This window comes from Psychrobium sp. nBUS_13, assembly GCF_051201665.1.
Lineage (GTDB): Bacteria > Pseudomonadota > Gammaproteobacteria > Enterobacterales > Psychrobiaceae > Psychrobium.
On sequence record NZ_CP179210.1, the window covers coordinates 1,706,298 to 1,729,981 of the forward strand.

The 23,684-nt window shown below is 40.4% G+C and carries 24 protein-coding genes and 6 tRNA genes; 24 read left to right on the forward strand and 6 right to left on the reverse strand.

What is annotated here, in order from left to right:
* The first annotated feature begins 31 nt into the window (after nt 1-31).
* The 11 genes from ACMAZF_RS07780 to ACMAZF_RS07830 all read left to right on the forward strand — a co-directional run bounded on the left by ACMAZF_RS07780 (nt 32) and on the right by ACMAZF_RS07830 (nt 7,131).
* A complete protein-coding gene (locus ACMAZF_RS07780) occupies nt 32-697 on the forward strand; it encodes a hypothetical protein (RefSeq protein ID WP_435276824.1) in 666 nt (221 codons plus the stop codon).
* Nucleotides 698-1,445: 748 nt separating this feature from the next.
* Nucleotides 1,446-2,618 (forward strand): hypothetical protein, encoded by a 1,173-nt coding sequence (locus ACMAZF_RS07785; protein WP_435276825.1) that lies wholly within the window; start codon nt 1,446-1,448, stop codon nt 2,616-2,618.
* Between the two features lie 226 nt (nt 2,619-2,844).
* On the forward strand, nt 2,845-3,489 hold the full coding sequence (uvrY, locus tag ACMAZF_RS07790; RefSeq protein WP_435276826.1) for a UvrY/SirA/GacA family response regulator transcription factor: 645 nt from the start codon (nt 2,845-2,847) through the stop codon (nt 3,487-3,489).
* Nucleotides 3,490-3,507: 18 nt separating this feature from the next.
* The gene (gene uvrC / locus ACMAZF_RS07795) at nt 3,508-5,331 is read left to right on the forward strand and encodes an excinuclease ABC subunit UvrC (RefSeq protein WP_435276827.1); all 1,824 of its coding nucleotides are present in this window, start codon (nt 3,508-3,510) and stop codon (nt 5,329-5,331) included.
* 106 nt (nt 5,332-5,437) lie between these two features.
* Nucleotides 5,438-5,992 (forward strand): CDP-diacylglycerol--glycerol-3-phosphate 3-phosphatidyltransferase, encoded by a 555-nt coding sequence (pgsA, locus tag ACMAZF_RS07800; protein WP_435276828.1) that lies wholly within the window; start codon nt 5,438-5,440, stop codon nt 5,990-5,992.
* Nucleotides 5,993-6,197: 205 nt separating this feature from the next.
* Nucleotides 6,198-6,273 (forward strand) — tRNA-Gly (locus tag ACMAZF_RS07805).
* Between the two features lie 103 nt (nt 6,274-6,376).
* Nucleotides 6,377-6,449: transfer RNA gene (locus ACMAZF_RS07810), tRNA-Cys, on the forward strand.
* A gap of 35 nt (nt 6,450-6,484) precedes the next feature.
* Nucleotides 6,485-6,569: transfer RNA gene (locus tag ACMAZF_RS07815), tRNA-Leu, on the forward strand.
* A gap of 29 nt (nt 6,570-6,598) precedes the next feature.
* Nucleotides 6,599-6,674: transfer RNA gene (locus ACMAZF_RS07820), tRNA-Gly, on the forward strand.
* Between the two features lie 149 nt (nt 6,675-6,823).
* Nucleotides 6,824-6,908 (forward strand) — tRNA-Leu (locus ACMAZF_RS07825).
* A 138-nt stretch (nt 6,909-7,046) separates the two neighbouring features.
* Nucleotides 7,047-7,131 (forward strand) — tRNA-Leu (locus tag ACMAZF_RS07830).
* A 35-nt stretch (nt 7,132-7,166) separates the two neighbouring features.
* On the opposite strand, the gene folX is transcribed toward ACMAZF_RS07830, so the two are convergent.
* The gene (gene folX, locus ACMAZF_RS07835; RefSeq protein WP_435276829.1) at nt 7,167-7,532 is read right to left on the reverse strand and encodes a dihydroneopterin triphosphate 2'-epimerase; all 366 of its coding nucleotides are present in this window, start codon (nt 7,530-7,532) and stop codon (nt 7,167-7,169) included.
* A gap of 104 nt (nt 7,533-7,636) precedes the next feature.
* Between folX and ACMAZF_RS07840 the strand changes: the two genes are divergently transcribed.
* From ACMAZF_RS07840 to ACMAZF_RS07900, 13 genes are all read left to right on the forward strand, one after another.
* Nucleotides 7,637-8,674 carry an AI-2E family transporter gene (locus tag ACMAZF_RS07840; protein WP_435277203.1) on the forward strand — a complete coding sequence of 346 codons (1,038 nt, stop codon included), beginning with the start codon at nt 7,637-7,639 and terminating at the stop codon, nt 8,672-8,674.
* Between the two features lie 298 nt (nt 8,675-8,972).
* Complete coding sequence (locus ACMAZF_RS07845; protein WP_435276830.1) at nt 8,973-9,479, forward strand: hypothetical protein; 507 nt, start codon at nt 8,973-8,975, stop codon at nt 9,477-9,479.
* Between the two features lie 10 nt (nt 9,480-9,489).
* Complete coding sequence (locus ACMAZF_RS07850; RefSeq protein ID WP_435276831.1) at nt 9,490-11,310, forward strand: tetratricopeptide repeat protein; 1,821 nt, start codon at nt 9,490-9,492, stop codon at nt 11,308-11,310.
* Nucleotides 11,300-14,206 (forward strand): tetratricopeptide repeat protein, encoded by a 2,907-nt coding sequence (locus ACMAZF_RS07855; RefSeq protein ID WP_435276832.1) that lies wholly within the window; start codon nt 11,300-11,302, stop codon nt 14,204-14,206. The genes ACMAZF_RS07850 and ACMAZF_RS07855 overlap by 11 nt, the downstream gene beginning before the upstream one ends.
* The gene (locus tag ACMAZF_RS07860; protein WP_435276833.1) at nt 14,193-14,966 is read left to right on the forward strand and encodes a hypothetical protein; all 774 of its coding nucleotides are present in this window, start codon (nt 14,193-14,195) and stop codon (nt 14,964-14,966) included. Before ACMAZF_RS07855 ends, ACMAZF_RS07860 begins: the two co-directional genes overlap by 14 nt.
* On the forward strand, nt 14,959-15,255 hold the full coding sequence (locus ACMAZF_RS07865; protein ID WP_435276834.1) for a hypothetical protein: 297 nt from the start codon (nt 14,959-14,961) through the stop codon (nt 15,253-15,255). Before ACMAZF_RS07860 ends, ACMAZF_RS07865 begins: the two co-directional genes overlap by 8 nt.
* 35 nt (nt 15,256-15,290) lie before the next feature.
* Nucleotides 15,291-15,947, forward strand: coding sequence for a MotA/TolQ/ExbB proton channel family protein (locus tag ACMAZF_RS07870; RefSeq protein ID WP_435276835.1), 657 nt, complete (start codon nt 15,291-15,293; stop codon nt 15,945-15,947).
* 2 nt (nt 15,948-15,949) lie between these two features.
* On the forward strand, nt 15,950-16,492 hold the full coding sequence (locus tag ACMAZF_RS07875) for a biopolymer transporter ExbD (RefSeq protein ID WP_435276836.1): 543 nt from the start codon (nt 15,950-15,952) through the stop codon (nt 16,490-16,492).
* Nucleotides 16,489-17,004, forward strand: coding sequence for an ExbD/TolR family protein (locus ACMAZF_RS07880; RefSeq protein ID WP_435276837.1), 516 nt, complete (start codon nt 16,489-16,491; stop codon nt 17,002-17,004). The genes ACMAZF_RS07875 and ACMAZF_RS07880 overlap by 4 nt, the downstream gene beginning before the upstream one ends.
* On the forward strand, nt 16,991-17,950 hold the full coding sequence (locus ACMAZF_RS07885) for an AgmX/PglI C-terminal domain-containing protein (RefSeq protein WP_435276838.1): 960 nt from the start codon (nt 16,991-16,993) through the stop codon (nt 17,948-17,950). Before ACMAZF_RS07880 ends, ACMAZF_RS07885 begins: the two co-directional genes overlap by 14 nt.
* A gap of 275 nt (nt 17,951-18,225) precedes the next feature.
* Nucleotides 18,226-18,612, forward strand: coding sequence for a methyl-accepting chemotaxis protein (locus ACMAZF_RS07890; RefSeq protein ID WP_435276839.1), 387 nt, complete (start codon nt 18,226-18,228; stop codon nt 18,610-18,612).
* A gap of 131 nt (nt 18,613-18,743) precedes the next feature.
* A complete protein-coding gene (locus ACMAZF_RS07895; RefSeq protein WP_435276840.1) occupies nt 18,744-18,989 on the forward strand; it encodes a hypothetical protein in 246 nt (81 codons plus the stop codon).
* A gap of 253 nt (nt 18,990-19,242) precedes the next feature.
* Nucleotides 19,243-20,085, forward strand: a complete 843-nt coding sequence (locus tag ACMAZF_RS07900) for a 2OG-Fe(II) oxygenase family protein (RefSeq protein WP_435276841.1) — start codon at nt 19,243-19,245, stop codon at nt 20,083-20,085.
* Between the two features lie 226 nt (nt 20,086-20,311).
* Here the strand turns inward: ACMAZF_RS07900 and ACMAZF_RS07905 are convergent, their stop codons facing one another.
* The 5 genes from ACMAZF_RS07905 to ACMAZF_RS07925 all read right to left on the reverse strand — a co-directional run bounded on the left by ACMAZF_RS07905 (nt 20,312) and on the right by ACMAZF_RS07925 (nt 22,962).
* On the reverse strand, nt 20,312-20,812 hold the full coding sequence (locus tag ACMAZF_RS07905) for a c-type cytochrome (protein ID WP_435276842.1): 501 nt from the start codon (nt 20,810-20,812) through the stop codon (nt 20,312-20,314).
* A 7-nt stretch (nt 20,813-20,819) separates the two neighbouring features.
* Complete coding sequence (locus ACMAZF_RS07910) at nt 20,820-20,996, reverse strand: hypothetical protein (RefSeq protein WP_435276843.1); 177 nt, start codon at nt 20,994-20,996, stop codon at nt 20,820-20,822.
* Nucleotides 20,978-21,151, reverse strand: coding sequence for a hypothetical protein (locus tag ACMAZF_RS07915; protein WP_435277204.1), 174 nt, complete (start codon nt 21,149-21,151; stop codon nt 20,978-20,980). The genes ACMAZF_RS07910 and ACMAZF_RS07915 overlap by 19 nt, the downstream gene beginning before the upstream one ends.
* A gap of 370 nt (nt 21,152-21,521) precedes the next feature.
* Nucleotides 21,522-22,067, reverse strand: a complete 546-nt coding sequence (locus ACMAZF_RS07920; RefSeq protein ID WP_435276844.1) for a methyl-accepting chemotaxis protein — start codon at nt 22,065-22,067, stop codon at nt 21,522-21,524.
* A 25-nt stretch (nt 22,068-22,092) separates the two neighbouring features.
* A complete protein-coding gene (locus ACMAZF_RS07925) occupies nt 22,093-22,962 on the reverse strand; it encodes an MCP four helix bundle domain-containing protein (RefSeq protein ID WP_435276845.1) in 870 nt (289 codons plus the stop codon).
* Between the last annotated feature and the right edge of the window lie 722 nt (nt 22,963-23,684).

Consider the following 23,684-nt stretch of genomic DNA (forward strand, 5'->3'; position numbering starts at 1 on the left):
TAAATAAAGCAACAGGATATTAGGATTAAGGATGATTAAACATACCGTTACAGTTTTAATTGTAGTTACGCTTCTCATTGGCTTGTTTGTGGCCAGTTTATTAGGTGAAAACCATAAAGTAGAAGCATTAGTCAATGAGTATACCAAGCAGCTTACAATTGATAGTTTACCTGATGAATGTTTATCCATGCCGTTAAGCGAGATAAAACAGACTCGTGAACAATGTTTAAATAATAATTTTATTGTGAATTTAAGTTTGCTTGAGTATTTTGGCGTACTGCAAGAGGACTTTACGGTTCAAATACGACGAGAGCAATTTTGGATTCCCTTTGCTGTTAATGCGGTGAATGTGAGTATTGCCCTCGTTTCAGACAACAATAATGATGAAGTGTTATTTATAAAGAATCTGTTTCAGGTCAATCGAATTGACGGTCATTGGCAAGTAATCAACACGGAGATTAGTGACGAAAAGCTCAGAAACATTATTTTTATGAATCAACAGAGTATCGACGTTGAAAAGTATATAAAAATCGATGGGCATGATGTTAGATTAATCGACCAAAAACTGGATTTAACTAAGCTAACTCCTAAAGAACGTTATCTAGTTAAATTTAGCACCAGCAAACTTTTGGAATTAATACCCAAGCGACATGAAGATGCTCGATTTCAGCAAGTCGACAAGCGTGCCAAATACTAGGCATAAGATGTGTCGTTAAGTCATTCCCGATAACTGCTCCTGCGTTATCCTACTGTTCTACGTCCATGTAGAAATTAATAAATATCTTATAACGACGTACGACGGTATGGATACCGGAGCTAGAGCAACGCAGGAGCAGTTGCCGGTTGGTCGCTTATTGCCTTGCCCCTTGGGCGTTCGGGTAGAAAACGACTACCGCGTTATGATTCATAATCAGGTTTTCACACGGATGTGAAACATTAGGGCAATGCAGGAGCTTATTGCCGAGAGTAGCCATTAATTACAAATCCTGCCTTGTATTCGATTCCTCCCCGAGCTCTGAAACATGCATCTTCAAGTGGCTTGGGTATATAGCAAACTGAATGTGTAATACCAATTGCATTAAATATTTGCCCACTTGTACTTGTTAAAATTAACTAACATGGCGTTGCTCTCAATCCTAATAGCCAGCTATGAGTCAATCGAGCGCCTTGTTTTAGCTGATTTTCTCTACGCACAACAAGATCACTTACTTAATGCAATTGGTATAATCGGTGCATTTCATAGTTATAGCCGCAAAAAATAAACACTTGAATTTTTTCTATTAGGACTCAACCATTCAAATTTTAAGCTAACGCACCGCCATCCTTACTTTTGTGACTTCAAACCATTGCAGCTGCGCAAATAAACCGTATGATGCACGGCTTATTTTTCTTACTGGTTATTGAACTGATAGCTAGTCGCATTAAGCTTGCTGGAGTTGTAGCACGTGAAAAACTTATTGATTTCTCCCTCTAAAATGTCGTTGTCAGCGTCTCAGTCTGCCATTTACCAAAAAATATTAGAACAAGTTGCGCCATTGAGTTTGAACTTGATGGCTGTAAAGGTTGAGCGTCAACCAGATGATTTTTTAGCGTGGTGTCATGAGTTATTGGATGTGTGTGTTAACAGAATTAACCGTGATTTAATGGATGAAATTCAATTTAAGCCGTTAAAAAAAGTAATTAGTTTATTAACGTTAGCTACCAGTGTAACGCAACTAACCATGGCAAAAGCAGCCCCTTGGGTTATCTACCAAGAGTTTATTAATAGTCAAGCACAGCGTCATGGGCTTGAGGAACGCTTACGTTTATTAGACTTTGTGAGCAAATTAGACACCTCGACATTAAGTGAACTGAGTGTTGAAGACAGGTTGGCATTTGTTGGTAAACATACGAATGACCATGATACCGCGTTATATAACTTTGACGTGCAGTGGTTTGGTCAAACCAAAACTGCGAAAGGATTTCACGAACTATTGAGTGTTAATCCAGCGGCCTTTGATGATGCGTTGTCAAAAATCCCTGATGAAGGTGAAGTGACCCAATCGCAGTTTGCTGATTTTGTTGGCAGTTTTATGGTGGCCATTATAAGCACGGGTGAAAAGCCAAGCTTAGCGGTTGCAACAAGACTTCTGGCGATGAAACGTCCAGATCAATTTGTAACAATCAGCAGTACTAAACTTGATGAACTATGTCAGGGTTTAAATATCGCTAAATTAAAATTACATGATTTTGAAGCGTATTGGACTGACGTCATTGGCACCATCCGCACTATGCCATGGTATAGCAGTGAACAACCGTCTGACGAGTCAGAACTTGCGTTGTGGAATAATCGCGTTGTATTGATGGATTTATTGTTTTGGTGTGATGAAGAGCATGCCCAGCAATCAAACTATTTGAAATTGAAAAACAAACCAGCGCGTAAGAGCACAAGCAAAGCTGGCGGCGGAAAAGTCACGCGCCGTAGTAAAGAGTCTTCGACTGAAATAGTAGACCGTGTATTAGCAATGGAAGGAACATCTGACTTTATAAAAGCACAACGAAATTCTATTATTGCACAGGTCGAGTCTGGTAAAAAAATAGATGAAGTGATTACTTTGCTTAGTAAAATATTTGGTTAATGTATCTTGCTATAATATTGTTTAAAATGAAGTTTGTTGGTAATTATGCCGTTTTATTTACCAACGAATGAAGTAAACCGACGAGTAAATTTCAGTATCAATCTAAATGAAAATAGATTACTGTAGAATACGATGTTTGAAAACTTAGACACAGTGTCTAAAATTCAATCGTGGTTCAAGTTGATAAGTAACAAATTCACCACTTTGTGGGTGTTGAGGATTTTTTGTGATAAACGTTTTCTTAGTTGATGATCATGAATTAGTGCGTACTGGTATTAAGCGTTTGCTTGAAGATGTACGAGGCATTAAAGTCGTTGGTGAAGCTGACTCTGGCGAAACCGCAGTACAGTGGTGTCGTAATAATGATACTGACATTGTATTGATGGATATGAATATGCCGGGAATTGGTGGTATTGAAGCTACTCGTCGTATTTTACGTCTAAATCCTGATATTAAAGTTATCGTAATCAGTATTCATGGTGAAGAGCCTTATCCAACAAAAGTGATGCAAGCGGGTGCTGCTGGATACCTAACAAAAGGTGCTGCACCACTTGAAATGATTAACGCTATTCGACAAGTTAAATCTGGTCAACGTTATTTATCACCTGAAATTGCGCAGCAAATGGCATTAAGCCAGTTTAGACCATCACAGGATAACCCATTTCAAACTCTGTCTGAGCGTGAATTACAAATCATGATGATGATTACGACTGGTCAGAAAGTTAATGATATTTCAGAACAATTGAGTTTGAGCCCTAAAACCGTTAATTCATACCGTTATCGTTTGTTTACCAAACTAGAAGTGAGCGGAGATGTTGAGTTAACTCATTTAGCAATTCGTCATGGTATTTTAGATACTGAAAAACTCTAGCCATTAGCGGGTCCTTTCTTGTTTGATAGCCAATCCTTTTTAAAAAACGTCACCACGTCGGCTGGCGTTTATCAAATGTTTGATGTTGATGACGTTGTTATTTATGTCGGCAAAGCAAAAAATCTCAAAAAACGTTTAGCGAGTTATTTTCGAAGCAATATAACTAACGGCAAGACTCGTATCCTTGTCAGTAAAATTGCTGACGTTAAAATCATTGTTACTGCTAGTGAAATTGAAGCATTAATATTGGAAAATGATCTGATCAAGCATCATATGCCCAAATATAATGTATTGCTGCGCGATGACAAATCGTATCCATTCATATTCGTTTCAGATCATAAGCACCCTCGTATTACGAGCCATCGCGGCGCCAAAAAGGCCAAGGGTAAATACTATGGCCCTTATCCTAATAGTGGTGCCGTTCGAGAAAGCTTGCATCTAATGCAAAAGATATTTCCCATCAGGCAGTGTGAGGATGCATATTATCGCAACCGTTCTCGTCCTTGTTTGCAATATCAATTAAAGCGTTGTTTAGCGCCTTGTGTTAAAGGATTGGTAAGTGATGATGATTACGCCAGTGAAGTAAAACTAGCAGGGATGTTTTTATCAGGTAATAGCCAGAATGTGCTTGATACAGTTATTGAAAAAATGGAGCTGGCCAGTCAATCATTGCAGTTTGAAGCGGCGGCTCGCTATCGCGATCAATTAACAGCGCTGCGTAAAGTCCAAGAACAGCAGTGGATTAATTCAGATCAAAGCGATGTAGATGTTATTGGATTTAACTACGACCATGGTATTGCCTGCTTTCACACGCTGTTTATTCGCAATGGTAAGGTACTTGGCTCGCGAAGTTATTATCCTAAAATCCCTAAAGACACCGATACTGAAGAGCTATATAGCGCGTTTATTTTACAATTTTATTTAAATGCCAGTGCAGGGCGTCAAATTCCGCGACAAATATTACATAGCGCACCGCAAATTGACGATGGGGCTATTGAAGGGGCATTGACCAGTGAAGCGGGTTATAAAGTTAGTTTATTTAATAATACCCGTGGTGAACGTGCAAAATTAGTAGATATGGCACAGCGAAATGCGCGTATAGGATTAGAGAGTAAACTGGCTCAAAAGGGCACGCAGTTACAGCGTGTTACCGCCCTTGAAAAAGCTATTGATAGCGACGCTAAAATAGCGCGTATGGAATGTTTCGATATTTCACATACCTCAGGACAACAAACGGTAGCATCCTGTGTCGTATTTGACCGCGAAGGTCCAGCGAAAGCGCAATATCGAAAATTTAATATAGAAGGCATAACGCCAGGTGACGATTACGCAGCAATGAACCAAGCGCTGTCTCGTCGATTTGCGAAAGCAAATGATCCCGCGCTAATTCCGGATATTTTATTTATCGATGGTGGGCGTGGTCAGTTAAGCGAAGCTGAAGCGGTTATGGCTAAATACCAAGACAACTTGCCTAAGATGCCATTATTGTTAGGTGTGGCAAAAGGGGAAGGGCGTAAAGCGGGTTTAGAAACTTTATTTGTTGGTATTACTCGAGAAATTATCGATTTAGAAAACGATAATCCGGCATTACATCTTATTCAACATATTCGCGATGAATCTCATCGGTTTGCAATTACTGGTCATCGAGCTCGTCGTGCAAAAGTTAAAAATACCTCCACTTTAGAGAGTATTCCTGGTATTGGCCCTAAGCGTCGACAAGCCCTTATTAAAAACATGGGGGGTCTACAGGCCCTGAAAAATGCTAGCCAAGCAGAAATAGCGAAAGTTCCTGGAATAAGTGGCGAACTTGCGCAAACTATTTTTGATGCCTTAAATGATTGATGTGAACATTTAGTAATCAATTATCACGCCATTGCTCGTTCAGGTTTGTATTACGTTGGTGAATAAGGCAACATAAGGGCACTTTTCAAAACAGTTAGTTTTTTCGATGCCGTTAAACATTCCAAATCTACTCACGTTACTACGTGTTGTATTAATCCCTGTCTTTATTTTTTCATTTTTCTTAGATTCTGAGCATCGTTATTTAATCTCTGCATTTATATTCTGGTTTGCTGCTGGCACCGACATGCTTGACGGTTATCTTGCACGCGTACTTAATCAGAGCACAAAATTTGGCGCATTTCTTGATCCCGTAGCCGATAAAGTGATGGTAGGCGCTGCATTAGTCATGCTTAGCCAAGATTATCAATCTGTGTGGGTGACGGTTCCTTCCATTATTATGATTTCACGTGAAATTATTATTAGCGCACTGCGCGAATGGATGGCAGAGCTTGGCAAACGCGGTGTTGTTGCCGTATCAATTTGGGGTAAAGTGAAAACGGCCGCTCAAATGTTATCAATAATTGCCTTATTATCTCGCTATAATGAAACGGTCATGAACATTGGTTATGGGTTAATGTACATTGCAACAGCGCTAACTGTCTCATCTATGGTTAGTTATTTATGGGCTGCAACTCAAGCAATGAATAGCGATAGTGAATAAATAGCTTATTTAAAAGTCATTTCGCGCTAATCTTGCGCTTTTCGTTGGATATTTGGTCAAGTGAAATAAAAAGATAAAAACATTGTTGACTCACCTTAATAAATCATTAGAATGCGCTGCATCGGATGACAACACGGCACTACGCAAAACGTAGTAAGCCACTTAATTTATTAAGCGTTAGTCATCAGGTACGTTAAATTTGAATGCGACTTTAGCTCAGCTGGTAGAGCGCGACCTTGCCAAGGTCGAGGTCACGAGTTCGAACCTCGTAAGTCGCTCCAAATTATTAATTAATAGAAATATTAAATAATGGTTTAAAGCAAAATAACAGGTCAGCTAGTTTAGTACCTAGAAAATTGCTCCAAAATTTAACAAATTGATATCGGCGGGTTGGCAGAGTGGCCATGCAGCGGATTGCAAATCCGTCCACCTCGGTTCGACTCCGGACCCGCCTCCATTTTAATGGGACGATATCAATAAAAATACTGTGTTGCCCGGGTGGTGGAATTGGTAGACACAGGGGATTTAAAATCCCCCGCCTTCGGGTGTGACGGTTCAAGTCCGTCTCCGGGCACCAACATAGTATTTAATTTTTAAAGAAAAATTGCGACTTTAGCTCAGCTGGTAGAGCGCGACCTTGCCAAGGTCGAGGTCACGAGTTCGAACCTCGTAAGTCGCTCCAAATTCTATTTGTTTGATTTTGTATCAGACAGATAAACGAGAAATAAAGAGGTCAGCTAGTTTAATGCCTCATAAATCGCTTCAATTTTTATTACTCCTAATAAAAATTGACCACAAATTCGATGTCAATTAGATAATCGAACATCCGTTGCCCGGGTGGTGGAATTGGTAGACACAGGGGATTTAAAATCCCCCGCCTTCGGGTGTGACGGTTCAAGTCCGTCTCCGGGCACCAACTCAATTTATTAAAATAGTTAAATATATCAAATGATTAATTATTTTAACAAGTTGCTATCGCGTTATTCGCACTTAGTTTTAGTTGTCGCTAAAACATCCACAGATTTATCTTAACTCATTGAGTTAAACATCCGTTGCCCGGGTGGTGGAATTGGTAGACACAGGGGATTTAAAATCCCCCGCCTTCGGGTGTGACGGTTCAAGTCCGTCTCCGGGCACCAACATTTTTCTTGTCAATCCCCTAAGTTATTAATTATCAATTTTCTTGATAGGTTAATTCTAATGATACCGAGTCGGCGAAACGCAGGGCGTGTGGTTTATCAATTTCAACGCTGGCTGTACAAACCCATGGATGTTCACTGGCAATCGCTAACACGTCACTAGTCATCTTTTCTAATAATCCGAATTGGTTGTTTTCAACTAGTGCAATAATCTTCTTGGTAATGGTACGGTAGTTCAGTGCATCATCCATGTTGTCACTTACCGTTGCTTTCTCAGCTGGGTATTGAATTTTAACGTTGATAATGACGTCTTGACGATTGGCTATTTCGTCGTCATTGATGCCGATGTAGGTTCGTAATCTGAGGTTTTTAATACGAATTACCGCTAACTCACTGTTCATAATGATCCTTATTTGTCTAATATGCTTTCATTAAGGCCATTTTGAGTTGTTTTTTCAACCGTTAGTGCGTAAATTATTGAAATATTATTTATTATTGCGAAGTTATTGTGCCTAAAACTCAACTCTCTCCGTCGCTAAAAACTGCCCTAATGTTGGCATCACTAGTGATCATTCTTGCAGGTATCAAAACTGCCAGCCCTGTTATTGTTCCTTTTATTTTATCGGTTTTTATTGCCATTATTTGTAACCCTGCATTGGCTTGGTTAACGGCAAAGCGCGTTCCGAAAGGGCTCGCAATAGCCTTAATTATTAGCTTTGTGGTACTTGCTGGTATGTGGTTGGCTAATCTTGTGGGGAAGGCAGTTAATGACTTTTCCAGTCAACTACCGGCTTATCAAGCGCAGCTTACTGAACAATTTGGCGGGTTGTCGTCGCAATTAGCACAATATAATTTCCCCGTTGAATTAAACCAATTGACAGAATATTTCGATCCAGGCGCTGCTATGAATGTTGTAACCATGATTGTCGGTGGTTTTGGCGGTGTGATGGCTAATTTATTCCTGATACTTCTTACAGTAATTTTTATGATGTCTGAAGCGTCATCCTTACCAAAAAAACTTCATGTTGCGCTTGATGATCCTGATATGCGTATGGCGCAAATTGATCAGTTTTTAGCGTCTGTAAATCAATACTTGGCCATCAAAACAATGGTTAGCATGGCCACGGGTACCATTATCGGCTTGGTATTATGGGCAATGGGCTTAGACTATTGGGTGTTGTGGGGCGTTTTAGCTTTTTTACTGAACTACATTCCAAATATTGGCTCAATAATCGCGGCGCTACCTGCAGTTTTACTGGCGATTATCCAATTAGGCATTGGTTGGGCTGGTGGCGTAGTCGCCCTTTACTTGCTGGTCAATATCATCATGGGCAACGCCGTCGAGCCACGTTTCTTAGGAAAAGGACTTGGTTTATCTACCTTAGTCGTCTTTCTATCATTGATTTTTTGGGGTTGGTTGTTAGGAACCGTCGGCATGTTGTTATCGGTGCCTTTAACCATGATATTAAAGATTGGGCTAGAATCTAATAACTCAACAAGATGGTTAGCGTTACTATTGGGCGGTGAAGAAAAGGTTATCTAGCACTATAGTGCTAGATGTTCGTCATATATAAGCTATTATTATGTAAGGATGAGTCTATCTTTCTTCCGTTAAAAGAATGTATAATTTATCGCTTTTTAATGAAAGGGCACTGAGCCTGATTATTTTAGAAATTTTTTATTTAGGATGAAGAACTAATAGCTAAACGTATGTTGTTATGCGTGTTTTTGTTAGGTGCAAAGGATTTGAAAATCACTTCTTTTTACATAGACAAACATTCAACACGTCGTTTAGTTAAGTATTTGACCTATTAACGCAGTATAATACGACGGGATATCACATGAAAAGATTATTGTTAAGCATTTTATTGTTAACAGTATGCAATGTAGCCAGCGCAGCGGCCAATGGCAGTGTTGCTGGTAAAATTCAGGCGTTAAAGCAACAAGCTGTTAAATTACACAAAGAGTTAGCACAGCTGGAAGAAGACTTGCTATATCCCGCAACAACGCAAGTTGCGATTTATGTGTCGAAGAAACTCGGAAAATCCGTTGTCTTAAGTCAACTTGAGTTTTTTATTGATGGGCAACGAGTGGCCAGCCATATTTATTCGAAAGAAGATAACCACGCATTAGATTTAGGCGGTATGCAGCGTCTATTTTTAGGTAATGTAAGCGTTGGTGAGCATGATTTTAAAGTGACTGCTAAAGGAATTGATAGTACAAATACGGTGATTAGCCTCGCAGGCAATGCGGGCATATATAAAAGTAATAAGCCTTTGTCGATAAACATTAGGTTGTCAGATACGGCGGGCACAACTGTGCCAGTGTTATCTGTAAGTCGATTGTAAGGATTACCTCATGAAACCTTTGGCGACTTTATTCCTAGCCGGACTCTGTATTTTTCCGGTGACAGCGCAAGAATTGTCACCGCAGAAAATTGAGTCGTCTATTGATTTTAAACCAACCTATGATGCTGTTCTTTTTCATTACTATAAGCGAGATTATCAATCGGCATTAAAAGCATTGTCTTTGATTTCTAGTCAAAATCTCAGTGATCAAAACAAAGACACTTACCAGTTTTTAGAAAGCTTATTGCACGTTACCAATGGCAATACTGACTATGTTAAACGACTGTCCAAAGACAGTGACGCGAATATTAATGCCATTCTTACTTTAGTTAACGAGCATATCGAATCGTCACAATGGGCAGAAGCGCAGATCTTGTTAAAAGCTATTGCAGGTGACATACCGGCGACATTAAATACTGACTACCTTTACTTACAAGGGTTGGTTTCGCTAAATGCTAAAAAGAGCGTTGCGGACATTTCAATCTCTCCTCAATCAGACCTAGGCGCAGCATGGTTGCAACAACTGACAGCTGAAAATGGTACTAGCGCCGAATTGGTCGACATTCTGAAAAATGTGAAATCTCTTGATGGAGAATATCAAGTAACAAAAGATCAAGCACTTCGTGGATTAGGTTATCAATTTTTAAATATTAATGAACCACAACACGCAATTGAAAGTTTTAGCGACATTTCAATTGATTCAGCTGTCGATACCAGTGCATTGCTTGGGTTGGGGTTAGCGTACAATAGTACAAATAATTTTCGAGATTCGCGTGCCGCTTTCTCACGTGTATTTCAAGGGAAGGATCCAAGTATTCTAACTTATGAAGCCTTATTGGCTGATGCATATGCATTGGAACAATTAGGTGATGAAGTAGCCGCTGTCAAGACACTCAAAAAAAGTATTGAACAAGCACAACAACGACTGGCTTCACAGTCTCAGTTGAGACAACATTTAAAAGAGCAGAGCGCTTGTTTTGCAACGCTATTGGCTTATCCACAAATTGGATTTTGTGATTATCATGGTGAAGACAAGAGTGAATTGTTTGTTGAGTTCTTAGCTAGCGAGTCTATGCTGCGTTTAAATCAGCAATACCAAACGTTGAACCGTTTGAATATGGACTACAATAAGCAGCTACAGACAATCGCCGCATTTAACTTTTTGTTAGATCATCAAATTAAGAACATTAGCGAGTTACTTAATAATGATGCTATCGAAAAATTAGAGCGCCGCATAGAAACAACGACTATGAAACGGGCGGCAATAGTGACCAGTGTGGATGACGCTGAAGCTAATCGCAATGGGCACTTTTTTCTGTCAGACCATTATTTGCAGCTTCAACAGCGCATTGATGACACATTTTCTCGCATGGTTTTTCTTAAACGAACTGGGCAAAAGAATACCGCATCTGAGCGACGGGTTACCCTGATGCAGCGCATTGTGTGGTGGCATAGCTTTAGTAACTTTTCTAAACATCTTGCACAAACGCGCGACGCCATCACCGATCTAAATAATCAACTCACTGATAACAACTTAGCGTATCAAATCTTGCAAGACTTCCTCGCAAAAATAGCGGTAATGGAACAGCAACTCGCGCTCATGGTTACCATCAGTACAGATATTGCAAAACAGCAGCTCGAAATACCATTGATTCAGCAAAGTATAATGACAAAAATAGAGCAGTCTATCGATGAGTATTACGCGAAAGAACATGAACAATTAGCGCGTTTTATTATTGATGCAAAGCTGGCGTTAGTGAGAATTAATGATGCGAGTTTTAATCGTCATTTCGTCAAAGAGCAACAAGGACTAAACGACAATGATTCATAAACTCACAGCATTAATTGCTGTCGTTTGTATAGGGGCGGCGCCACTAAAGGTATGCGCAGACGATACGTCAACAGATTTAAAAACTCAGGGGGAAAACGCGACGAATGTTATTCCTAAAACGCCGACACTAGGGGACACGCTGTCTAATGACTCGTTAGTAAGGAAATCATCACAAGCAACGCCAACGTTGCAAAAAATGATCGAGGATTACAAGCATTTAGTGACGATTACCAATGAGCCTAGATTACGAGAGAGCATTGATTATCGATTAGCACAGTTACTTGCTATTGCTGGAGAGCGGGCTCAAGAAGTTGGCGTTATATTGCCAAAAACTGCCACCGGTTACTACGATGAAGCGATAGCAGCGTATAACAAATGGTTGGCTGATTATCCGACGAGTGAAATCACGCATAGCGTGATGTACGAATTGGCCAAAGCGTATGAATTACAAGGTGAGACAGAGCACAGTTTTACCTTGTTGTCATCGATGACTCAACAATTTCCTAACGATCATGAAACGACTGATGAGATAAACTTTAGGCGTGGTGAGTTCTTATTTTCTCAGCAAAATTACCAAAAAGCGGTGCTCGCCTATGAAAAAATTACTGCACGAGCAATAGCTAATAACGATGTGAGTTCGCCATATTACCAGACCGCGTTATATATGCTGGGCTGGGCTCATTATAAATTAGAGCAGCCCAGTCAATCGCTTGCTCGATTCAGTGACATTCTTGATTTAAACCTTCCCACAAAAGCAACCACACAGTTAACGATTGATGGCTTACCCGTTGCAAGTAAGCAATTGGTCAGTGACGCGTTTAAGGTGATGAATCTTATTTTCGCCAATAGCGAAGGCGCAGAAAGTTTAGCGCGCCATTACCAATCAATCGGTGGCCGTTATTTTGAATATCTACATTTTCAAGTGATGGCGCAGCAGCTACTTGCTGATAAACGTTATCGCGATAGTGCACAAACTTATGATGTTTTCGTCACAAACTATCCTTCGCATCACTGGGCGCCACAATTCGCCATTAATAAAGTTGAAATCTATCAACAAGGACGTTTTCCTTCGTTGGCAAAGGCTGAAAAAATTAACTATGTGACAACGTATGGCATCGATGGCCCATATTGGACTATGTGGAGTGAGCAGCGCCAAAGCCTATTTGGCCCTGTGTTGAAAGCTTACCTTTCAGAAATGGCATTGGATCAATATAGGCTTGCTCAAGACAGTGAAGACCCAACGCAGCAAGTCACGGAGTTTGCACAAGCGGCGAGTTTACTGCTCCAATATGAGCGAACGTTTAATGATGATGCGCAGTTGGCTTTTTTATTTGGCGATAGCCTTTATGCAAGTAGACAGTGGCGTAGAGCTATTGACGTCTATAATTACTTTGCTTATGGCGTAGACCAATCGTTTGGCCGAGAACGGTCCAAGCGAGCAGATGCTGCTTATAGCGGTATCTTGGCCTTTAATCAGCTCAATGCCGACGCTATTATGCCTCAGCCTATTGCCAATGAAGCTGGCGTAAAAGAATTAAGCGCTCAAGAGCTAAATGTATTGCAATTCACACAGTCGTTTGCAGACGATGCTCGCGCAGTTGATGTGTTATTTGATTTAATGGGTCATCGTTATGCACAAGCGCGCTATGATGACGCAATAAGCACTGTTGATGGGCTTATCGCTTGGTCTTCTCCGATAGGTGAGGCACGAACAATAGATGCTAAATTAATCAAGTCTCACAGCGTTTACAATCAGGGTAAATACCAACGAGCGATTAGCGAGTACGAGCATGTTTTAACCCTGCTTTCTCAGGATGACGATCGCCGCACTGTTATTGCTAACAATTTAGCAGCCAGTTTGTTTAATCGTGCAGAACAACTTGCATCGAATAATCAATTAGATGCTGCGGTAAGCACCTATTTGCAAGTGTTAAGCAAGACGCCTGATTCACCAGTTAGGAAATTAGCACATTTCAATGCGGCGCAATATCTCTATAAATTAGGTCGTTTAGAAAAATCTGTCACGCAATTGCTGGCTTTTAAATCGCGTTATCCGTCTGATGAACTCTCACAAAATATCGATATGCAACTCGCGTCAATCTATGAGCAACAACAAGATTGGGACAAGGCTGCAACCCAGCGATTATCGATTGCTAATAGCATGAAAGAGTCTGATGCACAGCAACAAGCATTATACCTAACAGCGTCGTTCTTTGACCGAGCTGGCGATAATAAAAATGCAATACTTACCTTGCGCAGACATGCTAACACCTATACACAACCGTTCAATCGACATATGGAAGTGATGGAGCAGCTCAGTCAAAAGTATTTAGTGGTTGATGAACAGAGAAAGTATCGCTTTTGGCTCCGAAAGATCATTAAAGCACATGACAATGCTAATGCGGAACAAACTGCACGTTCAAGTTTTCTAGCAGCGAAAAGTGCACTGGTATTTGCTCGTGATGCTAAAATTAAATTTGATAAAATTAAACTTACTCTACCGCTTAAGCGCAGTTTAGATCGCAAAAAGGAAAGCTTAGAGAAAACCCTGACGGCTTATAAAAAAGTGTCAGATTATCGAGTTGCCTCTTTTTCTACTCAGTCGACATATGAAACGGCGCAAGTTTACCGCCAATTGGCCAGTGATCTGATGAGCTCGCAGCGTCCAAAGGGCTTGGATGAATTAGCATTGGAGCAATACGACATTTTGTTAGAAGAGCAAGCTTACCCATTTGAAGATCAAGCAATAGCATTATTAGAAGCTAATGCGACACTGACATCACAAGGTCTTTATGACCAATGGATTGAGCAAAGTTTGGCGACATTGCGTCAGTTGTTGCCAGGACGATATAACAAGTTAGAAACGATAGCGGGAGATGCTGATGTTATTTATTAATCGACAATGCGTCATTTTGTTAATCGCGGTAGCTTTTGTGATGACGGGTTGCCAGACATTAGACAAGGATCTTGCGCAACAGGAACAAGCGCCAGTTGAACCTGTCATTGAATTAACACCGATGGAAAAACTGCATCAAAGCCCAAATACTTATTTATTATCACCACCCATTATATCGCCAGAGGTGGCTGCAAGCTTTAAGCAAGCCTTAGTGATGGTGAATAATAAACAATGGAAAGTCGCGAAGGAACAGTTATTAGCGATTACGATTGCTGCGCCAACATTATCAGGGCCTTGGTTAAAATTAGGTGATATCGCTGTGCAAGAGTCAGCTAAAGAGCATGCGATAGCACATTATCGGCAAGCGATTTACGTTAATGAGTTAAATTACTTTGCACATAACCGACTGGCAACGCTTTTGCGAGAAAAAGGTGACTTTCAGCAAGCAAGCCACCATTATCGGCAGGCCTTAGCAGCTTGGCCTGCATTTGTCACAGCGCGGCAAAATCTCGCAATCTTGTTAGATATATATATGGGGGAGCAACCTGCTGCTCTAAACGAGTATGAAACGGTGGCTGCATTGTCAGCGCTTAACAATCAACCTGAGAGTCGACAACTAAAAGGTTGGATTGCTGATTTAAGTCGGCGTGTTGCTGCGCAGAAGAAACGTGAGCAGCGTGCTGCTGAACAATTAAAGGCATCTTCTAATAATTTGTCCAAAGAAGAGAGCACAAATGAGCAAGGAGCGACTAATGAGTAATCGTTTTAAATATTTGTTCGTTATCTTGGCAATGAGTATTAATGGGGTCAGTGCCGCTGAAAAACCAGCGCTGCCAAGTAATGTCATTAAACTTAAAGACACCATCGTGGGTAGTAAAGAACAACCACGATTTATTTCTATCGTGCCGTGGAAAAAGTTAACCAGTCCGGTGATATCAGTCAATCATGTGCATAAAAGTCAATTTGAGAGTTTGCGTGGACGAAGCGTTAAATCAATGAAAAAACAACACGAATTAGCAGGTCATCTGTTGGCTCGTCAACAACAATAATTTTAATTTTAGATAATATTTAATAGGGTATAACTATGGATTTTCTTAATACAATCATTCGATTCTTCCAGGATGGCGGCGCATTTATGTTCCCGATCTCTATTGTGTTAGCGGTTGGCTTGGCGATAGCGTTAGACCGTTTTTTGTTTTTGTCGAAAACCAGACGCGCTAATCAACAAGCCATGGGTGAAATCCAGCGCATGCTCAACAGCGAAAATTATGATGGTATAAGTCAGTATGCCAAAACTAATGATGCTACCGTTGCAAATTTAGTTGCCGCTGGTGTTGAACGTCTAAATTACAGCAAATCACGTGAAGACATCGAATATGCAATGGAAGAAAGTGTGGTTGAAGTGATGCCTCGATTAGAGCGCCGCACGGCTTATTTGGCGACATTGGCTAATATTGCAACCTTGTTAGGTCTTTTAGGGACTATTATCGGTTTGATTGCCGCATTCTCTGCGGTTGCGAACGCTGATCCATCAGAAAAAGCGTCGTTATTATCACAAAGCATTTCGGTTGCCATGAACACGACCGCCTTTGGTTTGATTGCTGCAATTCCGTTATTAATGTGTCATAGCGTTATTCAAACTAAAACAACAGATATTATCGACTCGCTTGAAGCCGCGGGTGTTAAATGCCTTAACTTGTTGTCATTACGTCATAGCATGAACAAAAATACGGAAGATTAATCATGCTTAAAAAGACTCGTCTAACTAGACAAGAGCCAGAGCTGGACATCACCTCATTTATGAGCTTGATGATCGTGCTTGTGCCAGTGCTATTGATGATGATGGTTTTTTCTCATATCACCATATTGGAATTAAAGTTGCCTAGTGACATTAAAGAAATGTCTGCGACGCCTAATGATGAACTAAAGAATTTGGAGCTTCTCATTGGTGAGAAAAAAATGGCACTTTATTACCCTCAAGGTGCATTATTGAAAACCATTCCAGCAACGCCTGATGGCAAACATGATTACAAGTTATTGATTCAATCGCTTAAAGAGGTGAAGTTTTTACTCAATGAAAATGGCATTGAAAAGAAAGATATTAATCTGTTGTTAGCGCCAGCTACGGAATATCAAACGATTGTTACTGTCATGGATAGTGTACGTTCGTATGAAGCAGTCGTTGCAGCTTCTTTGGTCGATGCTGAATTATTCCCTGATGTTTCATTGTTGGATGCGCCAACGGATTTATTAGCTCACATTAATAACGATGAGGAGGCGCAATGAAACAGTCGGCAAAAACCAAGCGCCTAGCTCGCCATCACAAAAGAATGGCTAAAAGCTCTAAGCTGAGTTTGGTGTCATTGATGGATATCTTTACTATTTTAGTGTTCTTCTTGATTGTTAATTCTTCTAACGTGGAAGTATTAGAAGCAGATAAAAGCATTAAGCTACCGCAATCGCAGTCTAAAACATTGGCGCAAGAGAATTTAGTGCTGTTGATTAATGACAGTCATCTGTTACTGCAAGGTAAGGAAATTATTACACTTGAAGCGCTTGCTAATGATGAAATTACAACCATTGATGGTCTAACGAATGAGTTGGCTTATCATAAGTCACGCCAAACGCCATCGGAAACAGGCGGACGTGCTATTACCATTCTTGGCGATCAAAAGCTTGCTTACTCAGTGCTTAAAAAAATTCTATTAACATGCTCTCAAGCAGGGTTTGGCGATATTTCTTTGGCGGTAGAGCAGCGGGCCAAAGCCAGTGACGGAGGTGGTAATGACGCAAGTTAATGTATCCACCTTTGAGCTTGCTCATTGGAGCGAGACGCCTAATGAGAATAAGCTATTTAGTAAGATTACCTGGCTGTTTTTAATTTTAACGATTATTTTTGCTATCGTGGTCAAAATGGTAACAGTGCCTGAATTAACACGGGAAGAGAAAGCTAAGATCCCGCCTCAATTAACCAAATTTATTGAGCGGGTAAAAATTGAAGAGAAACCAAAGCCAACACCCGTTGAAGAGAAAAAAGAAGAGGTGGTTGAAGAACCCAAAGTAGAGCCTAAGCCAATTAAAGTACCTAAACCAGCGCCTAAACCTGATATTACGCAAACAGAAAAGGTTGAGCGAGCCCGTGAAAAGGCCCAGCAATCGGGGCTGTTGGCCATGCAAGATGATTTAGCACAATTGCGCGAAATTGCGCAAATGACGGCGCCCACTACTAATGAACCTTTAAGTACCGAAGGTCAAGAAGCAGCAGTTGCTGATGGTGAGCCAAAATCAGAAGCATTTGCTGGGACAACAGCATCGTTGGATAACAATAACGTGAGTCAGACAATTGGTAAGCGGGTCGAATTAACCGGACGTGAAGTGACTAGTGTTGAAGCCGCAGATAAGCAAGTTGGTGAGCAGCAGGTTTCTGATACCGAACAAGCACAAGCTGTGTCGGGTGGACGTGATGTGGAATCCATTAGGGAGGTGCTTGATCGTAATAAAGGCGCGTTCTATACGATTTATCGCCGCGCCTTGAGGAAAGATCCTTCATTGGAAGGTAAAGTTGAAATGCTTATTGTTGTTGAGCCTAATGGTCGGGTAAGTGATTGTTCGATTATTTCAAGTGAACTTAATGACTCTGGACTAGAAAAGAAGTTGATTGCACGCGTTAAGTTAATTAACTTTGGCGCCGCAAATGTTGAAGAAACAAGTATAAATTATTCCTTTAATTTCTTACCGTTTTAATCAACCTAACGACAAGTTTAGCTTGCAAAATACCGCGCATCGTCGCGGTATTTTTATAGGTTAAATGTGGTGACATACTCTATATTCGCGATGAAACAATGTCTTATCCAATTGCATTAAGTAAGTGATCTTGTTGTGCGTAGAGAAAATCAGCTAAAACAAGGCGCTCGATTGACTAATAGCTGGCTATTAGGATTGAGAGCAACGCCATTTTAGTTAATTTTAACAAGTACAAGTGGGCAAATATTTAATGCAATTGGTATCGAGGTAAGGATATGATTGAACAAGCGACCCGTCAATTTGCGACTATCTCTACGACTATTAGTGATTCTGCAGATGCAGTGCAAGGTGTACATCACCGCGCTAAAGCAGTGCGTGATTTAATTACCATGATCAGTGAGATTGCCGATCAAACGAATTTATTGGCTCTTAATACCGCTATTGAAGCTGCGCGTGCTGGTGAGAGTGGACGCGGATTCTCTGTGGTTGCTGATGAGGTTAGGGCTCTTGCTGGACGCACAGCGCAGGCAACGACAGAAATTAATCGGGTAATAGATGGTATCGATAACGAAACCAATAATGCTGTTGACCGAATTACCGCTGGACAAGCCGAATTATACCAAGTTGACAAAGTTATTGCCCACTTTTGCTGGTTAAAATAAAATGAATGTTGCGTTGCTTTCAATCCCAATAGCCAGCTATTGCTCAATCAAGCGCCTTGCCTTCATTTGTTTTTCCTTCGCAAAACAAGATCACAAACTTAATCAAATTGGTATTAGAGAAGGGCGTCGATATGTTGCAACAAATGGTTACGCCATTAGTTGACCTAAATGCTGGTGCTCAAGAGTCATTGACTAGTCTGGAGCACGTTGCAGATCAAGCGACTGAAAGTGCGCATATTGAAGATAGCGTTAAAAATATTGGCGATAAGGCAAATAGCAATCAGGCTGAAATCGACAAAGTAACGTCAACAACTAACCATCTAAGTGACATGGCGCTAGGGTTATCCCGCCAAGTTAGTAAATTTAGACTTCATTAGTCGGTCAATTAACTGCCGTTATCAAGGCGTTAACTCTCCAGTCAACACCTTTTTTTGCCTTACTTCTTGCTGTCTTTTATGAAATAAGTTGATATACATCAATTTAGATTGGCCAGCAAAGTCTTGTTGTAATTACCTTTTGTGACACAACACCCAATTGTGTCACGAAAGCACTACCGTTATTTTCATTTATCAACAATAAGCCGTAAACTTTGTGTGGCTTAATGCTTAAATTAATATTGAGATAAAGATTATGAATGTTTTAACCGTTGATTATACCGCAAGTGATGCAGCAGAACGCTTTGTTGAGTCACTTCATAAAACGGGCTTTGGTGTGTTGACGAACCACCCCATTGCTAAAGAGAAAGTCCAAGCGATTTACGATACTTGGTACGATTTCTTTATGAGTGAAGCCAAGCATGACTTATTGTTTAACCCTGAAACACAAGATGGCTATTTTCCACCGTCAGTGTCAGAAGTCGCCAAAGGGCATTCTGTAAAAGATATTAAAGAATATTTTCATATTTACCCTTGGGGCCGCATGCCTGAGCACCTTAAAGCACAGGTTATGGAATATTACGATCTGGCTAATGGTTTAGCCCAAGAGCTACTAGGTTGGATTGAAGAACACGCGCCAAGCGATGTTAAAGCTAAATTTACACAATCGTTACCGTCAATGGTTAAGGACAGTGAAGGGACATTATTACGTGTTCTACATTACCCGCCGATGACGGGTGAAGAAGAGCCTGGCGCAATCCGTGCTGCTGCCCATGGTGATATTAATTTATTAACCGTGTTACCGGCAGCTAACGAACCTGGCTTACAAGTTGTTGCGAGCGATGGTAGTTGGTATGACGTTCCTTGTGATTTTGGTAACATCATCATTAACATTGGTGATATGTTGCAAGAAGCATCTGGTGGCTATTACCCATCGACTATTCACCGCGTAATTAACCCAACAGGTGGACGTACTGAACATTCTCGAATTTCGCTACCATTGTTCTTACATCCAAAACCAGAAGTTGTGTTATCTGAGCGTTATACGGCTGATAGTTACTTAGAAGAACGTTTACGCGAGCTAGGCGTTAAGAAATAAATAAGTTTTTAACGCGAAAGTGCCAGTCGATTGCAAAATCACTGGCACTTTTTGTTTCTGCTTAGCGTAGCGGTAAAACTGGCAGTGTGTAATACTAATTGCATTAAATATTTGCCCACTTGTACTTGTTAAAATTAACTAAAATGGCGTTGCTCTCAATCCTAATAGCCAGCTATTAGTCAATCGAGCGCCTTGTTTTAGCTGATTTTCTCTACGCACAACAAGATCACTTACTTAATGCAATTGGTATAAGGTTAAATGGGGGAGGTAATTTAATGATTTTTGCCATCTTGCCTTGTCCGTCTGCATTGACGCCATGACAAAGTACACATCGACTTTTGTAAACCTGACGCCCCCGTTTCAGAGACGGCGAAAGCTTGGCAGCATCATGTTGTAAACGCTGTAAAAACGCGTTTGGTTGGGCTTTTAATGCAGTGACAAACGCCACAACAGAATCGATTTCTAAACAGGTAAATTCATCATGCCATGGAGGCGTTTCGCTACTTATCTCGTCTAAAATACCGCCGTTGGTAATAATCCTTAGTATTTCCTGGCGAGCCAATCCTTTTGTCTTTTCCGATAATAGATTCGTATTCGGATAGTTGGATAATGATAATGGGAGTGCTCCTTCACCAAGCCCGAGTGCGCCATGGCAAAGTGCGCATCGCTCTTTGAATACTTTAATACCACATTCGATGCCTTTTGGCAGGGAGCCGCAATCTGCCACAGACTGACTAGAAAAGCATGACAATATTAGTGTTATGAATAAAACACAGAAAACTTTCATAATAATCACCTATAGGTTGATAGAGTTTTTCAACCATTGGCGACAATTTAGTTGGCCAATGGTTAATACACACTCGGATCATTCGACTGTTATCGTCATTTGCATTTAGGGGTGAATAGCGCATTCGACTTCCACAACGCCTTTTTCTTTAAAAGTCCGCTTTTTAGTCTCACCTTGCTTGTAAGACCCTAAATCAAAAGATTTAATATCAGACAAACTGTAGACGTTATGAAAAAACGTGTCGAAATTAGGAAAACTAACAACATCTCCTTGCTTAATAGTGAGCGCCTTTACGGTGAAGTCTTTAGTTTTTTGGCCTACTTGATGCTCAGCTCACTGAGCATTCATAGAAACCACGGTAATTATTGATATAAAGCCTATTTTGTTTACATATTTAAACATGTGATATTCCTTTTCATTGATGATTAAACTTTAAATTTTACGACAGCCTCATTGAGCGATAGATTCGCATCATCGAGTTTGTGGCTTAGTCCAAATAGTTTTTTCGTTTGTTCTCTATTTTGCTTGTTATACCAATTTGATTAAGTTTGTGATCTTGTTTTGCGAAGGAAAAACAAATGAAGGCAAGGCGCTTGATTGAGCAATAGCTGGCTATTGGGATTGAAAGCAACGCAACATTCATTTTATTTTAACCAGCAAAAGTGGGCAATAACTTTGTCAACTTGGTATTACATTCAATCAGTAAACTCACTGTATTGGTGGTCTGTTCGCTACATTGCAATTGCTGACTCATTAACGTTGTAATATCATCAAGCGCCGCTGATATGTAATCGGCTATTCTCTTATTTTGACTAATATTTTCAGCAATGTGATTGATCTGGTGAATGTTATTGTCAGCGGTTGTAGCTGCCTCTTCTAATGAATGCACCGTTTGTTCTACCGATTGGGTAACTTGGTTAATTAATGTTGAAATATCATCCACAGCATCAGTCGTTCGATTTTCTAATGTTCTCACTTCATCAGCGACAACGGAAAAGCCACGGCCGTGCTCTCCTGCGCGTGCTGCTTCAATTGCCGCATTAAGTGCGAGTAAGTTAGTTTGTTGAGAGATATTGTTAATGACTTCTGTGATCTTGCTAATATTGGCGGCAACGTCCACGAGCTCACGGCTGCTTTGTGTTGTTTGCTCCATTTCTTGTTGAAAGAACTTAAAGTCCTGAACCGATTTACTCACTAATTGATTCGACGAACAGGCAAGATCACTCGCCGCATGTGCTTGTTTTACTGCCGCTTGATACCGAGTCTGAGGCTTTTCTAATATCTATCACCGCACTACGAATATTGATGACTGTGTCTTTGATGCCACGTAGTGTCATTCCTATCTCATCTCGTCCCGTATTCTGCGAGTTAATTTCTTGCGTTAAGTCACCACGAGAAACTAGTCGCATAATGTATTCGATTTCGCGCAAGGGATTACTCATCATTCTCACTGCAACATATGACAAGGTGATACCGATGAGAACCCCTAATCCCCCAAAAGAAGCCACGACAATAATGGTATGCATAAGATCATTTTTAGTGGCATTGATGTTGATGACTTGAGATTCGATTTCTTGTTGGGTGAGGGTTTTGCTCAATTGACGAATTTTCGCAAGTGTCGGTTTTATCTGATTGAGCACTGAAATTGCATTTTGGTCGTTGTTTTTACGGCCAAATTTTATGATTTTCATGCGCTGTAATCGGATACTATTCACGGCTTCTAACAATTGAATACTTAGCGGTGAATCATTGGTCACTGTTTTTAGTTGATTTAAAATTTTATCAAGCTGCGCACCGGCTTTGATAGAAGCAACGGTAGCCTGGCGAGTACCTGCCTTATCATCAATTGCAATGAGGGTGATGAGCGCTAAATCAAGATCGTTTATCGAAGACTGGACTAAACTCGCTTGCTCGACGCGATTTGCGGACGTATTAGCAACATGTTCGATGTCGTCGATTTTTTGTAATACTAATACTCCCATATAGCCGAGTATTAATACCATTCCAGTTAAAAATATACCGCTGACTGCATATATTTTTGTACTTATTTTGACGTTGTTAACTAGGGTCTGTTGATCTTTTGAGTTCATTTTTGCAGCAATTTGTTTGAGGTTTCTGCAAGGCAGAGCCTATGTGGTGTAGCTGGCTCGATAATAGCTCCTGCATTATCCTAATGAGCTACATCCATGTAGCAATACACGAATAGGCGATAACGCCGTAGAAATAACAAACAAATGCTGTCAGTTGGATTCATCTAAAAGGATTTTGTGCCGCGTTATTCGTCATTCACCTAGATAAACTAGGCATCAATCCTCATGCCTTGCCCAAAACCCTTTTAGATTGAACAAAATTTGAACCACAAAGATCAACAGACCCTAATCCAATTAAATAACTAATCATGTCACTTCTCTCTACATCACAGGCCGTAAGGCCACAAGAAAGATGATTTGGCAAAAGTTTTCATGGGGGGGAGTGTAGACAAATACCTGCATTTCCCTATGACTGACGGCAAAAACGATGTCTGGACTGAGTTGTACAAGCTGGTTGAACAACTATCGATAACATCACTTTATCCGTGTGGTGCTATCTGTTCATTTCATCAAATGAAATGCCAGTGATACTTTAATAAGCCTCTAGACTTAGCTTGCTGATTAAAACCCGACAAAAATATTATTAGAACATTTTTTAACCGCTTTCAACATTTAAAATGTAAATACCCCTATTTTTTATCAGTGAATTTGTAAATTTTTATAGAAACCAAAGAGCTAACGGATAAGGGATATTTATTAATCAAATGCGCGTTTAAATGGAA